This is a genomic window from Streptomyces sp. NPDC104581 (assembly GCF_055583685.1).
This window is the reverse complement of the sequence record NZ_JBVJNN010000036.1, coordinates 17,112-33,007: the sequence shown is the minus strand read 5'-3', so window position 1 is coordinate 33,007 and position 15,896 is coordinate 17,112. Positions and strand designations below refer to the sequence as shown.

Below are 15,896 nucleotides of genomic sequence, written 5' to 3'. Positions count from 1 at the left end.
AAAGAAAAAAAAAGGGGAATGGCAGAGGGGAACACCCCCCCCCCCCCCCCCTCCCCCCCCCCCCCCCCCCCCCCCCCACCGGCATGTTCCGTACGGCCGGCCGGAGGTCACAGGCCCCGGCGGGGCGCCGGAGGCAGGGCCGCCTGAGCCCGGCCCCCCGGATGGTGCGCCCCGCTCTGCCACGTACTGCCGAACGAGCTGTGGCGGCCCGAGGACGAACCGTGCATCCCCGTGCCGAAGGCGGTGAAGCCCAGGTTCTCCTCACCACTGCGGTCGCCCGGCAGTGTCCGGAACGACCGCAGGTATTCGGAGTACAGCGCGTCGTAGATCGGCGTGGCCGAGTATCCGGACGAGTACCCCGCCGGGGGGTCCTGGGCCGGGCGCATGGCGGGAACCTGGGGCTGGTACTGCTGGCTTGGACGGTCGTATGAGTGCACGTAGGTGCCAACGACCCCGTCCTCCGTCGGATGCGGCCTGACCCGCGAAAATGCTGGTCGGGACGGGTGCGGGACCGAGCCGCCGGGGTCGGGGGACCGGTCCCCGGCGCGGTCCCGCACCTCGTCGCGGCGCTCCTCGCCGCGGTGCTGCCCGCCGGGCCGGCCGCCGTCCGGACCCTCGCCGACGCGGTGTTCACCACTGCGGTGTTCACCGCCGCGGCGCGGGGACCCGTACCGCTCCCCGCCCCGGTGGTCCTCCGCGCCGCCGTGTCCGTCGTCCGTCACGTGCCGGCCAGCGGCATCGCCGCCGCCACCAGACGCCCGTTGGCGGCCGCCTTGTCCAGCGCGTCGCGCAGCAGGTCCTCGCGCGGCTGCTGGCCGATGGAGCCGACCGGGGCGGCGAAGACCAGGACCGTCCGCGACTTGTTGGCGGCGGCCCGCCAGTCGGCGGTCACCTGGAGCGGCTGGTGCGCCTGCCACCAGGCGACGGGGGTGCCGCCGCCGGTGCCGGGCTGGAGGACCGCGTGCAGCTGGCCCATGGCGAGCAGCACCGACCAGCCGGACAGCGTGGCCGGGACCCGGCTCAGATCGGCGACCGGCCGGAAGCCCTGCTCCGCGAGGAGCGGCAGGAACTCGTCCTCCGAACCGTACGAACCCGGCCGGGCGATGGGGCCGGTCGGCTCCACGACGAGGGCGGGGTGCAGCTGGTTGTCGATCAGGACCAGACCGCTGGTGACACCGAGGACGGCCTGCTCGCCGCCGCCACGCGCCTGCGGGTCCCCGCCGGTGATGCTGCGGACGGCCCCCTGGAGCTGGTCCTCGGCCACCTTGACCACCTGGGACGGGATGCAGGTGGCGTGGGCGAAGGCCAGCACGGCGGTCTCCTCACCGATGAACAGCACCGTGCTGGTGCGCTCGGTCTCGGAGTCGCCCGGGGTACGGCAGGAGGTGCAGTCGTAGCTGCCCGGGGAGTTGTCGCCGACGAGCAGGCGATCGGCTTCTTCGTCGCCGATCTCGGCGCGTACGTCTTCGCTGACGTCGAGCATGCGCGGCACGGTTGGCTCCTCGAACTCGGTACGTGGGCCGGGCTGTTCCCGGCTCGTAAAGAGACAACGGGCCAGCCGTCGCCGGGGTCACGCGCGAAGCAGGACGAATCGCACCGCTCCCGGCGCTCGCACATACGGGTGAAGCTTCCGGCCGCTCCCCGGCGGCCCCGCCGGTGCTCCCCGCCGGTGGGCGCGCGGGCGGGGGCGGCGCTCCGGACCCCGCCGAATACCCCCGGCGCGCGTCACGGGCACACCGGGAACGGCCGGTCGCCCGCCTACAGTCGCCCCCCAGGTCGATCAGGGAAAACCGAGGGAGAACCAGGGAGACACCGCGGCCCATGCACATTTCATTTCTGCTCCACAACGCGTTCGGGGTCGGCGGGACGATCCGGACCACGTTCAATCTCGCCCAGGCGCTCGCCGAGCGGCACGACGTCGAGATCGTCTCGGTCTTCCGCCACCGCGACCAACCCACGCTCGGCGCCCCCGAGGGCGTCCCGCTCCGCCATCTTGTCGATCTGCGCCGCGACAGCGGCGGTTACGACGGCGGACACCCCGACATCGGGCGCCCGGCCGCCGTCTTCCCGCGCGGCGACGGACGGCACAAGCAGTACAGCCGCCTCACCGACACCCGTATCGCCGAGCACCTGCGGTCGCTGACGGCAGACGTCGTCGTCGGCACCCGTCCCGGCCTCAACTGCCACATCGCCCGGCAGACCCGGCGCGGCCCCGTCCGGGTGGGCCAGGAACACCTGACCCTGGACAGTCACAGCAACCGGCTGCGCCGCGAGATCGCCCACCGGTACACCCTGCTCGACGCCGTCACCACCGTCACCGAGGCCGACGCACGCGCCTACCGCTCCCGGTTGCGGCTGCCCGGCGTACGGATCGACGCGGTCCCCAACAGCGTGCCCGCGCCCGCCGTCGCTCCCGCGGACTCCACCGGCAGATGCGTCGTGGCGGCGGGCAGGCTCACCCCGGTCAAACGGTACGACCTGCTGATCAGCGCCTTCTCCAAGGTGGTGGCCGCCAGGCCCGACTGGCGGCTGCGGATCTACGGCGCGGGCGACGCGACCGGCGACGAACGGGCCGCGCTGCGCGCCCTGATCGACGAACGGGAGCTCTACAACCACGTCCATCTGATGGGTACGGCCAGCCCGTTGGAGCCCGAGTGGGTCAAGGGCTCGATCGCCGCGGTCACTTCGAACCTCGAATCCTTCGGGATGACCATCGTCGAGGCGATGCGCTGCGGCGTTCCCGTCGTCTCCACCGACTGCCCGCACGGGCCCGGCGAGATCATCGAGGACGGGGTCGACGGCCGGCTGGTGCCGGTGGGTGACGTGGACGCCGTCGCCGGCGCGCTCCTCGCGCTGATCGAGGACGACGAACTGCGGCGGCGCACGGGTCTGGCGGCCATCGAGTCGTCCGCCCGGTTCGACCCGGCGCGGATCGCCGAACGCCACGAGGAGGTGTTCGCCGCCCTGGTCGCCCGCGGCAGCCGCCGGGCCGGGCCGCGCGATACGGTCCTGGGCACCGTACGGCGCGGGCGCGGCCTGCTCGCCGGAGGGACCCGCACCGTACGCGAACTGGCGGCGGCGGTCCGCAGAGGGAGAACCGGGTGAGCGCCCCCACCGCGCACTGCGCCGCCGACGCGGCCGGCACCGTCGTCTTCGAACTCGCCGGAGCCCCCGGCGACCCCGCGGACGCCGGGGAGCTGGTGCTGCGCCGGCGCGGCGGCGGGAAGCCGGCGGACGAGGTGCGGCTGCCGCTGACCGGCGGGCGCGCCGTACTGGACCACGCCACCGCGCTCGCCGAGGGCCGCTGGGACATCGTCCGTGTCGCGGAGCGCGGCGAGCGCGAGGGAGAGCCCGTCCGACCCGGCACCAGGGACGTGCGCGCGCTGGTCGACCGGGTCCCGGGCGAGGGGCCCGTCACCGTCCGGGTCCCGTACCCGACCGCCGACGGCCGTCTCGCGCTCCGCTGCTGGGTCCGCGCACCGCACGCCGAGGCCGGGGCCATCCACCTCGCGGACGGCGCCATGACCGTCCGGGGCGTGCTGTACGGCGCCGAGACCGACCACGGCGCGAGTGCCGAGGCACGGCGGAGCGCCGGCCCCGGCGGGAGCGGTACGCCGCCCCGTACGCACCGGGTGCCCCTGACCGGCGGCGCGGGCGGCGCCTTCACCTTCACCCTCCCTTACGCGCCGCTGGCCGAGCGGCCCGTGACCGCGCGGGAGCTGTGGGACCTGTGGCTGCTGCCCGCCGGCGGCGCGTCCGCCGTACGGCTCGCGCGGATCCTCGACGACGTCTGGGACCGCGGCAACGTCTACGTCTACCCGGCGCACCGGGCGGACGGCTGGCTGGCCGCCCCCTGCTACTCGGGCGACAACAACCTCCGCGTACGGCTCGACCCGGCGGACTGACGGCGCCGGCCCGGTCCCGGTCCCGGTCCCGTCGCGGACAGCAACTGTCCTCGACGGCTGTCAGAATCGACGCATGCTGGAGACCTCGGCCCGCCTGCTCCGCCTGCTCTCCCTGTTGCAGGCCCACCGCGAATGGTCCGGCCCCGATCTGGCCGAACGCCTCGGGGTCACGCCGCGCACCGTACGGCGCGACGTCGACCGGCTCCGTGAGCTGGGCTACCCGGTGAACGCCAGCCCCGGCACCGGCGGCGGCTACCAGCTCGGCGCCGGAGCCGAGCTGCCGCCGCTCCTGCTGGACGACGAGGAGGCCGTCGCCGTGGCCGTCGGGCTGCGTACGGCGGCGGGAAACGGCGTCGACGGGATCGGCGAGACGTCCGTACGGGCGCTCGCCAAGCTGGAGCAGGTGCTGCCCAGCCGGCTGCGCCGCCGGGTCGGCGCGCTCAACGCCTTCACCGTGCCCATGCTGCGCGGCCCCGGCCCGACGGTGGACGCGGGCGTCCTGACCGAGCTGGCCAACCTCTGCCGGGACGGCGAGCGGCTGCGCTTCGACTACCTGGACCACGGCGGCTCCGCCAGCCGCCGCACCGTGGAGCCGCACCGCCTGGTCTGCACCGAGCGCCGCTGGTACCTGGTCGCCTGGGACCTGGACCGCGCCGGCTGGCGCACGTTCCGCGCCGACCGCGTCACCCCCAGGCCCCCGCACGGCCCCCGCTTCCCACCCCGGGAACCGCCCGCGGACGATCTGGCCGCCTATGTCTCCGAGGGCGTCTCGACCCGCGCCTACGCCACGTCCGCGGTGATCAGGCTCCACGCGCCGGCGGCGGAGGCCGCGCAGCTGGTGTCACCGTCCGCCGGTGTGCTGGAGCCGGTGGACGCCCACAGCTGTCTGCTGCGCACCGGCGCGGGCGGTCTCGACGTCATGGTGGTCCACGTGATGCTCCTCGGCATCGACTTCGAGGTGGTCGAGCCGATGGAGCTGACCGAGTACATCAGGACGGCGCGGGACCGCCTTTCCCGCGCGCTGGGGGAGGTCCCGTAACACCGGAACACCCCCGACCGCGGCCATCCGGAAGGTGTCGTACCGCCGGTGATCGTGCGAGGAAGAGGTGAATTCCGTACGGCGTGTCAAATACCGGCGGACGGCCGGACGGGGGAATTCGGGACCGGGAAAATACGGTGATCATCGAGTCGGCCGAATTGCTTATCGCTTACTTACGGCCGAGGGGTGAACGGCCGTCCGAAGGCGAGAGGGAGGGGGCGAACAAGTGTCGTGATCCTGTGACACAAGTGTGACCGGTGTCGTACGCAAGTGGGTGGAGTCAGTGACGGGGGAGCCGCCGGAGGCCGTCCTTCCGTCACCGTCCGCCGTCGCCCGCGCGACGACGTCCACGGCGCCTCGCCGCGTTGTCGGATCGCCCTGATACGCCCAGTACGAGGACGACCCTCCGCCTTGCGACGCACCGCATCCGACGCCGCACACTGATCCACCGGGGATGACGGGACAGCCCTTAGGCTGACGCGTATGGCATCGATACCGACACCCCCCGCCCAGCCCGACGACGCACCCGACTCCTATGTGGGCCTCGCCGCCCCCGAGGCCGAGCGGATCGCCCGTGAGCGCGGCTGGACCACCGTCAGGGCGCTGCCGCCCGGCGCCATCATCACCCTGGAATACCTCCAGGGGCGGCTGAACTTCGAGGTCGAGAACGACACCGTCATCCGCTGCTGGCTGGGTTGATTCACCCGGACGGGCGATATCCGCGCGTTCACGTGTACTTGTCATGACAGGGGAGGGCCCCCGGCGCTCCGGCGCCGGGGGCCCTCCGCGGTCGTGCTCGCGCCGGTCAGCCGCCCGCCATGGGCCGTGAGCGCGGCGGCCGGCGGCTGCCCGCCGGGGTGATCGGGGTCCGCTCGGAGCGCGTTGTGGCGTGCGGCCGGGGCTGGGTGAGCTGCGCGGTGGTGTTCCGGCCGCCCGTGCCGCGCCCGGAGTGGGCCGTGGCGATCTTCGAGTGGCCGGTGTCCTCGCCCTCCTGCGCCGTGAGCTGAGGGACTATCACCGGCCAGGGGCCGTCGGCCGGTACCGGCTTCGCGACCGTCCCGCGGCTCGCGCGCCACCGCTCACGCAGGGCGAAGACCGCCGCCTCGGTACGGCCGATGGTCGGCTCGAACCACGGCAGGGCGAGCAGGATCAGCAGACCGGCGACCCAGCCGAGCAGGACGTCGCTCAGCCAGTGCGTGCCCAGATAGACGGTCGTCGCGCCGACGCCGAGGGCGACCATGGACGAGCCGATCGAGAGGTAGCGCCTGGCCCGCGGCGTGGTGGCCAGATAGGCCAGGATGCCCCAGGTGACCACGGCGTTCGCGGTGTGGCCGGAGGGGAATATGTCGCCGCCCGCGAAGAGTTCGGCCGATCCGATCTGCGTCGCGTAGTGCGGGCCGAGCCGGCCGAGGCCGAGCTTGACCGCCCCCACGGTCACGTTGAGCAGCAGCAGCGCGGCGCCGAGAACCAGCAGCGGACGCAGCGTGTGCTGGCGCCAGGACCGCCAGCCCAGCCAGGCCGCGATCATCACGGCCGTGGGGCCGCGCTGCCCGAGCACCACGAAGTAGTCCAGGAACGCGTGCAGTTGCCGCCACTGCTGGTACGGCCGGAACAGCATGATCTTCCAGTCGAGTGTCACCAGCCAGGACGAGGCGAGAACGGCGACCACGATGGCGAGATAGAACACCAGAGTCCCGCCGAAGAGGGTCGCGCGGGTACGGCTCATCCGCGGGATCTCTATCTTCGGCGGCTCCGGCTCCCGGTCCAGTCGGGCGAAGATGTCGGTACGCACCCAATGGACGTTACAGCGAGTGAACGGCCGACTCGGTCGTTCCAGTCTCTTTGTGATGACGATGTGATGTGGAGTGTGTCTCGGATCGCTGTTTATCCGAGGCCGTTCCGCAATTTCAAGTGACCTTGTGCCCTATTGCTCGTGGCGGGACCCCGGTAAGTGTCTTTGTGCGCAACAGAATTAGTTCACCGTGGCGTCGCACGGAATTTTCCGACCGCTTGACCGAGGCTTGACCGCATCGGGGTGACCCCCCGGCCGTACGCCGTCCGCCGGCGTACGCGACACTTCGACGTTCGTCGAGGTGAGATGGGCCACGCTCCGGACGGGCGAACTCGCGTACGCTGTCCGCGCACTCGCCCGTCGATGCCGGGCCGCCCCGGGACACGCCGTCGCAGTCCCGCCCGGTCCGCCGAGCGCGAGGGTCTTCTTTGGGAGGTAGTGCAGATGTCCGGGACCACCACGGCCGGAGCGCGGCTGCGTGCCGCCGTCGGCGGCGGTGCCCATGGCGACGTCAACCGCTGGGCCGTCCTGGTCGTGCTCTGCGTCAGTCTGCTGCTGGTCGCGCTCGACGCGACCGTGCTGCACGTCGCCGTCCCCGCCGTCACCGAGGACCTGCGGCCGAGCGGTGTCGCACTGCTGTGGATCGTGGACGCCTACCCGCTGGTCTGCGCGGCCCTCCTGATCCTCTTCGGCACGCTCGGCGACCGGATCGGCCGGCGGCGGGTCCTGCTCCTGGGTTACGGGATCTTCGGGCTGGCCTCGGTCGCGGCGGCCTTCGCCGGCTCGCCCGGCATGCTGATCGCCGCCCGCGCCCTGCTGGGCGTCGGCGGCGCGATGATCATGCCCGCGACGCTCTCCATCCTCCGTACCGTCTTCCCCGACCGGCGCGAGCGCGCCATGGCGATCGGCATCTGGACGGCGGTCGCCGCCGTCGGCGCCGCCACCGGGCCGGTGCTCGGCGGCTTCCTCGTGGAGCACTTCTGGTGGGGCTCGGTCTTCCTGATCAACGTGCCGCTGATGGCGCTGATCCTCCCCGTCGGCCGTCTCCTGCTGCCCGAGTCGAAGGGCGACTGCGAGGGCCCGTGGGACGTGGCCGGCGCGCTGCTCGCGGCGGCCGGTGTGCTCGGTGTCGTCCTCGGGGTCAAGCGCCTGGGCGCGGGCTCCTCGATGCTCGACGTCAGGACCTTCGGGCCACTGCTGCTCGGCGCACTCCTGGTGGCCTTCTTCGTACGGCGGCAGAGGCGCAGGAAACATCCCCTCATAGACGTCACGCTGTTCGCCAGGCCGGCCTTCTCCACCTCCGTGGGCTGCATCGTGCTCGCCATGCTCGCGCTGGTCGGCCTGGAGCTGATCGCCGTGCAGTACCTCCAGCTCGTGCTGGGGCTCGGTCCGCTGGAGACCGGACTGCGGCTGCTGCCCCTCACCTTCGCGGCCATAGCGGCGGGCGCCACCGGCTCCTACACCCTGCGCCGGGTCGGCCCGCGCCGGATGGTCGCCTGCGGATTCGTCCTGACCGCGGGCGCCGTGCTGCTGCTGGTGATGATGGGCCAGCACGACCGGCCGGGGCTGCTCACGACGGCGTTCGTCCTGCTCGGTTTCGGTCTCCAGTCCACGCTCTTCGGGGCGTACGAGTCGATGCTCAGCGAGGCACCGCCCGAGCAGGCCGGCGGCGCCGCCGCCATCGGTGAGACGTCCTACCAGCTCGGCGCGGGGATGGGCATCGCGCTGCTCGGCAGCGTCATGAACGCGGCCTACGCGCCCGCCCTGTCGTCGGGCGCGGTCGACGGGGTCCCCGAGGCCGCGGGGACGGCCGCCGCCAACTCGCTGGGGGAGGCGTACCAGGTGGCCGCCCAGCTGGGCGGCCCGGCGGGGGAGGCCCTGCGGATCGCGGCGCGTCACTCCTTCGTGCACGGTCTGCATGTCACGCTCCTGGTCAGCGCGGGTCTGCTGCTGCTCGGCGCGCTGGCGGCGCTGCGGCTGCCCCGGGTGATGGACTGCGGTGCGCCGCCCCGCGCGGAGGCCGCGGACCTGCCGGCGCAGCGTGCCGGCACGGAGGCCGGGCCCGCTGCTCCCGGCGGCCGGAGCGCCGCGCGCCACGGCGGGTCTGGACGGGCGGCGGCCCTGCGCCGTAATGTCGGCGCCGAGCCTAACTAGCGGTGCTAGTTTTACCGGGCCGGCCAAGCGCCACCCGCGGGAACCGACACCCGCGAGCCGGCCACCTCGTACCGACACCGCGTACCGACATCCGCGAGCCGCCGGAGGCAGCCCCATGTCCGCACCCTCAGCCTCGAAGCCGTCCTCCCCGAAACGTCCGCCCTTCGACCCGCGCGACCCGCTCGGCATCGACGACCTGCTGGACCCCGAGGACCTGGCCGTCCGCGACACGATGCGCTCCTGGGCCACCGACCGGGTCATGCCGCACATCGCCGAGTGGTACGAGCGCGGTGAGCTGCCCGGCATCCGCGAGCTGAGCCGGGAGCTGGGCTCCATCGGCGCGCTCGGCATGTCGCTCCAGGGCTACGGCTGCGCGGGCGCCACCGCCGTCCAGTACGGACTCGCCTGCCTGGAGCTGGAGGCCGCCGACTCCGGGATCCGCTCGCTCGTCTCCGTACAGGGCTCCCTCGCCATGTACGCGATCCACCGGTTCGGCTCCGAGGAGCAGAAGCGGCACTGGCTGCCGGGCATGGCGGCCGGCGAGACCATCGGCTGCTTCGGTCTCACCGAGCCCGACCACGGCTCCGACCCGGCCGGGATGCGCACGTACGCCAGGCGCGAGGGCACCGACTGGGTGCTCACCGGCCGCAAGATGTGGATCACCAACGGCTCGGTCGCGGGTGTCGCCGTGGTCTGGGCCCGGACGGACGACGGGATCCGGGGCTTCCTCGTCCCGGCCGGCAGCCCCGGTTTCTCGGCGCCCGAGATCAAGCACAAGTGGTCGCTGCGGGCCTCGGTCACCAGCGAACTGGTCATGGACGAGGTGCGGCTGCCCGCCGACGCCGTACTCCCCGGGGTCACCGGTCTGCGCGGGCCCCTCAGCTGTCTGAGCCACGCCCGCTACGGGATCGTCTGGGGCTCGATGGGCGCGGCGCGCGCCAGTTTCGAGTCGGCGGTGGACTACGCGAGGAACCGTGAACAGTTCGGCAGGCCGATCGGCGGCTTCCAGCTCACCCAGGCCAAGCTCGCCGACATGGCGGTGGAACTCCACAAGGGAATCCTGCTCGCGCACCATCTGGGCCGGCGCCTGGACGCGGGGAAGCTCCTTCCCGAGCAGGTGAGCTTCGGAAAGCTCAACAATGTGCGGGAGGCGATCGAGATCTGCCGTACCTCGCGCACGATCCTCGGGGCCAACGGGATCTCGCTCGAATATCCCGTGATGCGGCACGCGACGAATCTGGAGTCGGTGCTCACCTACGAGGGCACCGTCGAGATGCACCAGCTGGTGCTGGGCAAGGCACTCACCGGTCTCGACGCCTTCCGGTGACCGGGGGAGACCCGGTGAGCGCCCCGCTCAGCTCTGGTTGAAGAAGCCGTCCCGCTGGTGGGTCCGGGACTCGCCGCTGACGATCTCGGTGTCGGCGGGAGTCAGCAGGAAGACCCGGTTGGCGACACGGTCGATCGAGCCGCGGAGACCGAAGATCAGTCCGGCGGCGAAGTCGACGACACGCTTGGCGTCGGCGGGCTCCATCGCGGTGAGGTTCAGGATGACCGGGACACCGTCGCGGAAGAGTTCGCCGACAGCCCGCGCGTCCCGGAAGCTCTCCGGGGTGACGGTGGCGATCCTGCGCTCCTGTTCCGGAGCGGACTCCGCGGCGATCCGGACCCGTGGATCGGTCTTCCAGGTGTCGTTGTTCTCGGCACCCTCGGAGTAATCGTCGTCGTAGTAACGCTCGTCGTTGTCCTCAACGAGGCCCAGCCAGGCGCTCGCCTTGCGCACCGATCCCATGGACGCCTCCTTTCACCGCGGTCGCTTGTGGTTCCGCATCTCTATGGTTGTCCATCATCCGGATCGCGCGCCAAGTGGATTGTCGCCGCGCAAGGGATTCGTGACGGTACTGGTGCAGAAGATATGGTGATTCGTCAGGTTTCTTCCTTTGTACGGGCCCTGACGTACCGAAAATATGAAAGTCCGGCCAGACGGGTGACGGTGGGGACGTACGGGTGAAACCGATGGCTCGATACGATGCCCGACGCACCGTTGAACGACTTCTGGGGGAACCGTCGTGTTCGGAATAGTCAGGCCATGCAGCCACCGGCTCTCGGAGGGGCTCAAGACCGAGTGGACGGCCCATCTGTGCGGGCTCTGCCTGGCACTTCGCTCGGACCACGGACAGTTCTCCCGCATCGTCACCAACTACGACGGCCTGATCGTCTCCGTTCTGACGGAGGCTCAGGCCGAGCGTGCCACCGGATGGCGGCGCACAGCTGGCCCCTGCCCACTTCGAGGCATGCGAATCGCTCCGGTGGCAAAAGGTGAGGGAGCGCGTCTCGCGGCGGCGGTCTCACTGGTACTCGCCTCGGCCAAGGTGCGGGACCACGTGGCCGACGGGGACGGGGTGTTGGGGCGCCGGCCGATCGCGGTCGCCGCGCGCCGGATAGCCGGCGGCTGGGACCGCGCGGGCGCCCGTACCGGCGCTGAGCTGGGCTTCGACACGGCGGTGCTCGTCGACGCGGTCGACCGGCAGACCGGTATCGAGGCGCTCGCCGGACCGGGCACCCCGCTGCTCACCGTCACCGAGCCGACCGAGACGGCGACGGCCGCCGCCTTCGCGCACACCGCCGTACTCGTGGGCCGGCCGGGCAACATCGCGCCGCTCGCCGAGGCGGGCCGGCTCTTCGGGCGGCTCGCGCACCTGCTGGACGCCGTGGAGGACCGGGCAGCCGACGCCGCCTCGGGTTCCTGGAACCCGCTGACGGCGACCGGTACCCCACTCGCCGAGGCGCGCAGGCTCGCTGACGACGCGCTGCACGGCATCCGGCTGGCGCTGCGCGACGCGGAGTTCGTCGACGACAAGCTGGCGCACGTGCTGCTGGTGCACGAGCTGCGCACCTCGGTCGACCGCGCCTTCGGTACGTCGTCCTGCTCGCACACGGGGCAGGCGAGCGTCCAGGGCGGCGGCAACCCGTACAGCGGCGGCGGGCAGGGCGGGAACCCGTACGGCTCGAACCATCCCTACGGCGGCGGCAATCCGTACGGCGGCGGCAATCCGTACGGCGGCGGCAATCCCCACGGCGGTGGCAACCCCTACGGCGGTGGCGGTCCCGGCGCGCCCGGTGGTCCGGGTGGTCCGGGCGGTCCCGGACCCGACCCGCTTCCCCGGCCGGCCCGGCCGGAGCGGCGCGGATTCTGGGCCGGCTGCGCGGTGGCGATCGGCCTCTGCTGCACCTGCAAGCTCTGCTGCGCCAAGGAGTACGAGGGCCCGTGGTCGCGCAAGAAGCGCGAGGGTGCCTGCCGGGACAGTGATTGGTGCGACTGCTGTGACTGCTGCGATTGCAGCTGCTGAGTTCGGTCGCGGCGCGTATGGCAGGCTGCGTCGGCATGAGTACCGACACCGACCCGGATCCCGCGCGGAACTGGAAGAAATGGCACGAACGCCGCGTCGCCTCGGTCTCGGCGCCGCACGGGCCGCTCTCGCTCACCGGGACCCACTGGCTCTCCGAGTACCCGGAAGGTCGAATTCCGGCCGTACCCGGCGTATGGCGGGAGCGTCCTGACGGGGTGTCGGTGACCGCCGGGGCCGATGACGGGATCACGGTCGACGGCCGGCCGCTGACCGGTGAGGCCGTCCTGACCGCCGACCGGGGCCCCATCGATGAGTCCCGGGTCGCGCACGGCGGACGCAGGCTGGTGGTCATGCGCCGCGAAGGGCTCTGGGCGGTACGTGACTTCGACCCGGACTCCCCGGCACGCAGGGCGTTCCGGACCGTCGAGGCCACGCCGTACGACGGCCGCTGGGTGCTGCCGGGGCGCTTCCGGCCGTACCCGGAGAGCCGCACCGTGCGTGTCGGGAACGCCGACGGGCGCGAGCGCGGACTCGGGCTCGCGGGTGAACTGGCCTTCCTCCTCGACGGTACGGAGCGCACGCTCCGGGCCGCCGTCGAGCCCGACGGGTCGCTCTGGGCGGTCATCGCCGACGCGACCAGTGGCCTGACCAGCTATCGCTTCCGTTTCCTGCGGCCGTCCCCGCCGGCCGGCGACGGCTCGGTGACGGTCGATCTCAACCGGCTGCTGCTGCCGCCGTGCGCCTTCGCCGAGCACTTCATCTGCCCGTTCCCGCCGCCGGGGAACACGCTGCCGTTCGAGGTCCCGGCGGGGGAGCGGAACGTGGTCCTCCGCTGAATTTCCGAGCCGTGTGACGGCCCCGGTCCGCGCCGCGCGGACCGGGGCTGTCTCGCGATGTGGTCACTGAAGGATCGGGGCGCGGACGGTGATTTCAGGACGACAAGCGATGTTCCGGCCGGTTGGAGTGGCTGAAAGGCGCCCTTGCGCGGCTGGTTGGCGCATCCAATACTCCCCTCAGCGCTTGTCAGGGGCACGGCACATCCGGAATGCGGACGTATCCCTGACTGCGCCTCACGGGCCGGACCACCCCCAATCAGGCCCCAGATTCCTTCGGAGGAACCACACGTGAGGATCAAGCGCACCACCCCCCGCGGCGGCACGGCGAGACGCACGCGCCTGCTCGCCATCACCACCGGTTTCGTCGCCGCCGCGGCACTCGCCGTCCCCACGGCGAGCGCCGACACGGCCGGGACCTTCAGTGCGAACCAGCTGACGGCGGCGAGTGACGCCGTCCTGGGCGCCGACGTGGCAGGCACCGCCTGGTATGTCGACAAGGCGACGAACGCTCTCGTCGTCGAGGCGGACTCCACCGTCAGCAAGGCGGAGATCGCCGAGATCAAGGCCGAGGCCGGGGCCAACGCCGGCGCCGTGAAGATCAAGCGGACCCCCGGCAAGCTCTCCAAGCTCCTCTCCGGCGGCGACGCGATCTACTCGCCCACCGGTCGCTGCTCGGCCGGGTTCAACGTGCGCAGCGGCAGCACCGACTACTTCCTGACCGCCGGGCACTGCACCGACGGCAACCCGAACTGGTACACCAACTCGGCGCGCACCACCCTCATCGGCCCGACGGCCGGCTCCAGCTTCCCGGGCAACGACTACGGCATCGTCCGTTACTCCAACTCCTCGGTCTCGCGCCCCGGCACCGTCGGAAGCATCGACATCACCAGTGCGGCCAACGCCACGGTGGGCATGTCGGTGACCCGTCGCGGCTCCACGACGGGCACCCACAGCGGCAGCGTCACGGGCCTCAACGCCACGGTCAACTACGGTGGCGGCGACATCGTCTCGGGCCTGATCCGCACCAACGTCTGCGCCGAGCCCGGCGACAGCGGCGGCCCGCTCTACTCCGGCAGCCGCGCGATCGGCCTCACCTCGGGCGGCAGCGGCAACTGCTCCTCCGGCGGTACGACGTACTTCCAGCCGGTCGTCGAGGCGCTGAACGCGTACGGCGTCAGCATCACCTGAGCACCTCCGAGCACCGTCCGGCCTGCCTGACGGGCCGAGCCGGACAGCGCTGACAAGAGTCCCCGCCCGTGAGCTCCGGGCGGGGACTCGGCGCGTTCACGGGGCGGTGGTCCGCGGGTGGTCCGGGACCCTCCCCGGGGGTGTCCCCGGCCGTTCCGGGACCGTGCGGCCGGGGTGAACTCCCGGACTTGATGGGCGGTTTCAAGACAGGACTAGTCCTCACCCGCTGCCGATTCCCTGATTGCTCCGAGTGTTCACGAATGGAACGGCCCAACTCTGACCTCCCCACGTGACCGGGTTGAAAAGGAAGTGAACCCGCCGTGTGCACGTCCTGAAGTCGACCTTGTGTGCTACTGGCGAGTTTAGGAATAGTGGGCGCCCCATCCTCCATGTCACCGCACCCCACATGCGATGACATGGCCCCCACAGGAGGTATCAGTTGAAGCACCGTCGCATTTCCAGGAAGCGCGTGGCGATCGCGAGCAGCGCCGTCACCGCCATGGTCGTGGCCGGGATTTCCTTCCAGACTGCGAACGCCAGTGAGGACACGGGCGCGACCACAACGAAGACGCTGTCGGCGCCGGCGGCCGGAAAGCTCGCATCCAGCCTCGCCGGTGACCTCGCCGGTGACACGGCCGGCTCGTACTACGACAGCAAGACCAAGGCCCTGGTCGTCAACGTCGTGGACGAGAAGGCCGCCGAGACCGTGCGTGAGGCGGGCGCCAGGGCGAAGGTCGTGGCGCACTCCCTCGCCGAGCTGAAGGACGCCCGCGGCTCCCTCACGGGCAAGGCGAGCACCCCCGGCACGGCCGTGGCCGTCGACCCGGTCACCAACAAGGTCGTCGTCACGGCGGACAGCACCGTCAAGGGTGCCGCGCTCGACAAGCTCACCAAGTCCGTGGAGAAGCTCGGCACCAAGGCCGAACTGAAGAGGACCGCCGGGGAGTTCAAGAAGTTCATAGCCGGCGGCGAGGCCATCCACTCCGGTGGTGGCCGCTGTTCCCTCGGCTTCAACGTGACCGTCGGCGGCGAGCCGCACTTCATCACCGCGGGCCACTGCGGTACGACGGGCAGCTCCTGGTCCGACTCCGCCGGCGGCGCCGAGATCGGCTCCATGGTGGACTCGCAGTTCCCGGGCAACGACTTCGCGCTCGTCAAGTACACCGGCTCCACGGAGCACCCGAGCGAGGTCGACCTGTACGACGGCAGCACGCAGGCCATCGCGCAGGCGGGCGACGCGACCGTCGGCCAGGCGGTCTCGCGCAGCGGCTCCACCACCCAGGTGCACGACGGTGAGGTCACCGCGCTCGACGCCACCGTGGACTACGGAGGCGGCGACGTCGTCGAGGGCCTCATCCAGACCACGGTCTGCGCCGAGCCCGGCGACAGCGGCGGCTCGCTCTTCGCCGGTGACACCGCGCTGGGTCTGACCTCGGGTGGCAGTGGTGACTGCTCCTCGGGTGGCGAGACCTTCTTCCAGCCGGTGCCGGAGGCGCTCTCGGAGTTCGGCGCCGAGATCGGCTGACCGTACGGACAGACCGAAGGCGCACCACAGGAGCAAGAGGCCCGGCCCGCCGTCACCGGCGGGCCGGGCTTTTCCGTGTGCCCGGTGTTTCCGCAGGTGGGAGGGGTCCG

14 protein-coding genes are annotated in these 15,896 nt (G+C 71.9%); 10 read left to right on the top strand and 4 right to left on the bottom strand.

The features are described 5' to 3' along the window. Nucleotides 1-107: 107 nt before the first annotated feature. Nucleotides 108-722 carry a hypothetical protein gene (locus ACZ61E_RS25130; protein WP_469702118.1) on the bottom strand — a complete coding sequence of 205 codons (615 nt, stop codon included), beginning with the start codon at nt 720-722 and terminating at the stop codon, nt 108-110. Then, nucleotides 719-1,492 carry a hypothetical protein gene (locus ACZ61E_RS25125; RefSeq protein WP_469702117.1) on the bottom strand — a complete coding sequence of 258 codons (774 nt, stop codon included), beginning with the start codon at nt 1,490-1,492 and terminating at the stop codon, nt 719-721. Before ACZ61E_RS25125 ends, ACZ61E_RS25130 begins: the two co-directional genes overlap by 4 nt. A gap of 329 nt (nt 1,493-1,821) precedes the next feature. Between ACZ61E_RS25125 and ACZ61E_RS25120 the strand changes: the two genes are divergently transcribed. The 4 genes from ACZ61E_RS25120 (at nt 1,822) to ACZ61E_RS25105 (ending at nt 5,643) form a co-directional block, all read left to right on the top strand. Further along, complete coding sequence (locus tag ACZ61E_RS25120; RefSeq protein ID WP_469702116.1) at nt 1,822-3,105, top strand: glycosyltransferase family 4 protein; 1,284 nt, start codon at nt 1,822-1,824, stop codon at nt 3,103-3,105. Then, nucleotides 3,102-3,905, top strand: coding sequence for a transferase (locus tag ACZ61E_RS25115; RefSeq protein ID WP_469702115.1), 804 nt, complete (start codon nt 3,102-3,104; stop codon nt 3,903-3,905). Before ACZ61E_RS25120 ends, ACZ61E_RS25115 begins: the two co-directional genes overlap by 4 nt. A 73-nt stretch (nt 3,906-3,978) precedes the next feature. Beyond that, on the top strand, nt 3,979-4,944 hold the full coding sequence (locus ACZ61E_RS25110; protein ID WP_469702114.1) for a helix-turn-helix transcriptional regulator: 966 nt from the start codon (nt 3,979-3,981) through the stop codon (nt 4,942-4,944). Nucleotides 4,945-5,427: 483 nt separating this feature from the next. Further along, entirely contained in the window at nt 5,428-5,643 is a 216-nt protein-coding gene (locus ACZ61E_RS25105) for an I78 family peptidase inhibitor (protein ID WP_078078062.1), read from the top strand. 106 nt (nt 5,644-5,749) lie between these two features. Here ACZ61E_RS25105 and ACZ61E_RS25100 read toward each other — a convergent pair whose 3' ends face one another. Continuing rightward, nucleotides 5,750-6,736 carry a phosphatase PAP2 family protein gene (locus ACZ61E_RS25100; protein WP_469702113.1) on the bottom strand — a complete coding sequence of 329 codons (987 nt, stop codon included), beginning with the start codon at nt 6,734-6,736 and terminating at the stop codon, nt 5,750-5,752. A 444-nt stretch (nt 6,737-7,180) separates the two neighbouring features. Here ACZ61E_RS25100 and ACZ61E_RS25095 point away from each other — a divergent pair, with 444 nt between their 5' ends. Beyond that, on the top strand, nt 7,181-8,890 hold the full coding sequence (locus ACZ61E_RS25095; protein ID WP_469702112.1) for an MFS transporter: 1,710 nt from the start codon (nt 7,181-7,183) through the stop codon (nt 8,888-8,890). 115 nt (nt 8,891-9,005) lie between these two features. Beyond that, nucleotides 9,006-10,217: an acyl-CoA dehydrogenase family protein gene (locus ACZ61E_RS25090; protein WP_469702111.1), complete on the top strand. Its 1,212-nt coding sequence runs from the start codon at nt 9,006-9,008 to the stop codon at nt 10,215-10,217. Between the two features lie 27 nt (nt 10,218-10,244). Here ACZ61E_RS25090 and ACZ61E_RS25085 read toward each other — a convergent pair whose 3' ends face one another. Next, the gene (locus ACZ61E_RS25085; protein WP_469702110.1) at nt 10,245-10,679 is read right to left on the bottom strand and encodes a cell division protein SepF; all 435 of its coding nucleotides are present in this window, start codon (nt 10,677-10,679) and stop codon (nt 10,245-10,247) included. A gap of 277 nt (nt 10,680-10,956) precedes the next feature. On the opposite strand from ACZ61E_RS25085, the gene ACZ61E_RS25080 reads away from it, so the two are divergent. The 4 genes from ACZ61E_RS25080 to ACZ61E_RS25065 all read left to right on the top strand — a co-directional run bounded on the left by ACZ61E_RS25080 (nt 10,957) and on the right by ACZ61E_RS25065 (nt 15,786). After that, a complete protein-coding gene (locus tag ACZ61E_RS25080; RefSeq protein ID WP_469702109.1) occupies nt 10,957-12,237 on the top strand; it encodes a DUF5685 family protein in 1,281 nt (426 codons plus the stop codon). Nucleotides 12,238-12,272: 35 nt separating this feature from the next. Beyond that, a complete protein-coding gene (locus ACZ61E_RS25075) occupies nt 12,273-13,073 on the top strand; it encodes a DUF1684 domain-containing protein (RefSeq protein ID WP_469702108.1) in 801 nt (266 codons plus the stop codon). A 288-nt stretch (nt 13,074-13,361) separates the two neighbouring features. Next, a complete protein-coding gene (locus ACZ61E_RS25070) occupies nt 13,362-14,261 on the top strand; it encodes a S1 family peptidase (RefSeq protein ID WP_469702107.1) in 900 nt (299 codons plus the stop codon). A 439-nt stretch (nt 14,262-14,700) separates the two neighbouring features. Further along, nucleotides 14,701-15,786 (top strand): S1 family peptidase, encoded by a 1,086-nt coding sequence (locus ACZ61E_RS25065; protein ID WP_469702106.1) that lies wholly within the window; start codon nt 14,701-14,703, stop codon nt 15,784-15,786. Nucleotides 15,787-15,896 lie beyond the last annotated feature (110 nt).

Bases quoted from the DNA above. Each gene is read 5' to 3' on its own strand.
- ACZ61E_RS25120 (WP_469702116.1), top strand. From the start codon at position 1,822: ATGCACATTTCATTTCTGCTCCACAACGCGTTCGGGGTCGGCGGGACG.
- ACZ61E_RS25110 (WP_469702114.1), top strand. From the start codon at position 3,979: ATGCTGGAGACCTCGGCCCGCCTGCTCCGCCTGCTCTCCCTGTTGCAG.
- ACZ61E_RS25105 (WP_078078062.1), top strand. From the start codon at position 5,428: ATGGCATCGATACCGACACCCCCCGCCCAGCCCGACGACGCACCCGAC.
- ACZ61E_RS25095 (WP_469702112.1), top strand. From the start codon at position 7,181: ATGTCCGGGACCACCACGGCCGGAGCGCGGCTGCGTGCCGCCGTCGGC.
- ACZ61E_RS25090 (WP_469702111.1), top strand. From the start codon at position 9,006: ATGTCCGCACCCTCAGCCTCGAAGCCGTCCTCCCCGAAACGTCCGCCC.
- ACZ61E_RS25085 (WP_469702110.1), bottom strand. From the start codon at position 10,679: ATGGGATCGGTGCGCAAGGCGAGCGCCTGGCTGGGCCTCGTTGAGGAC.
- ACZ61E_RS25075 (WP_469702108.1), top strand. From the start codon at position 12,273: ATGAGTACCGACACCGACCCGGATCCCGCGCGGAACTGGAAGAAATGG.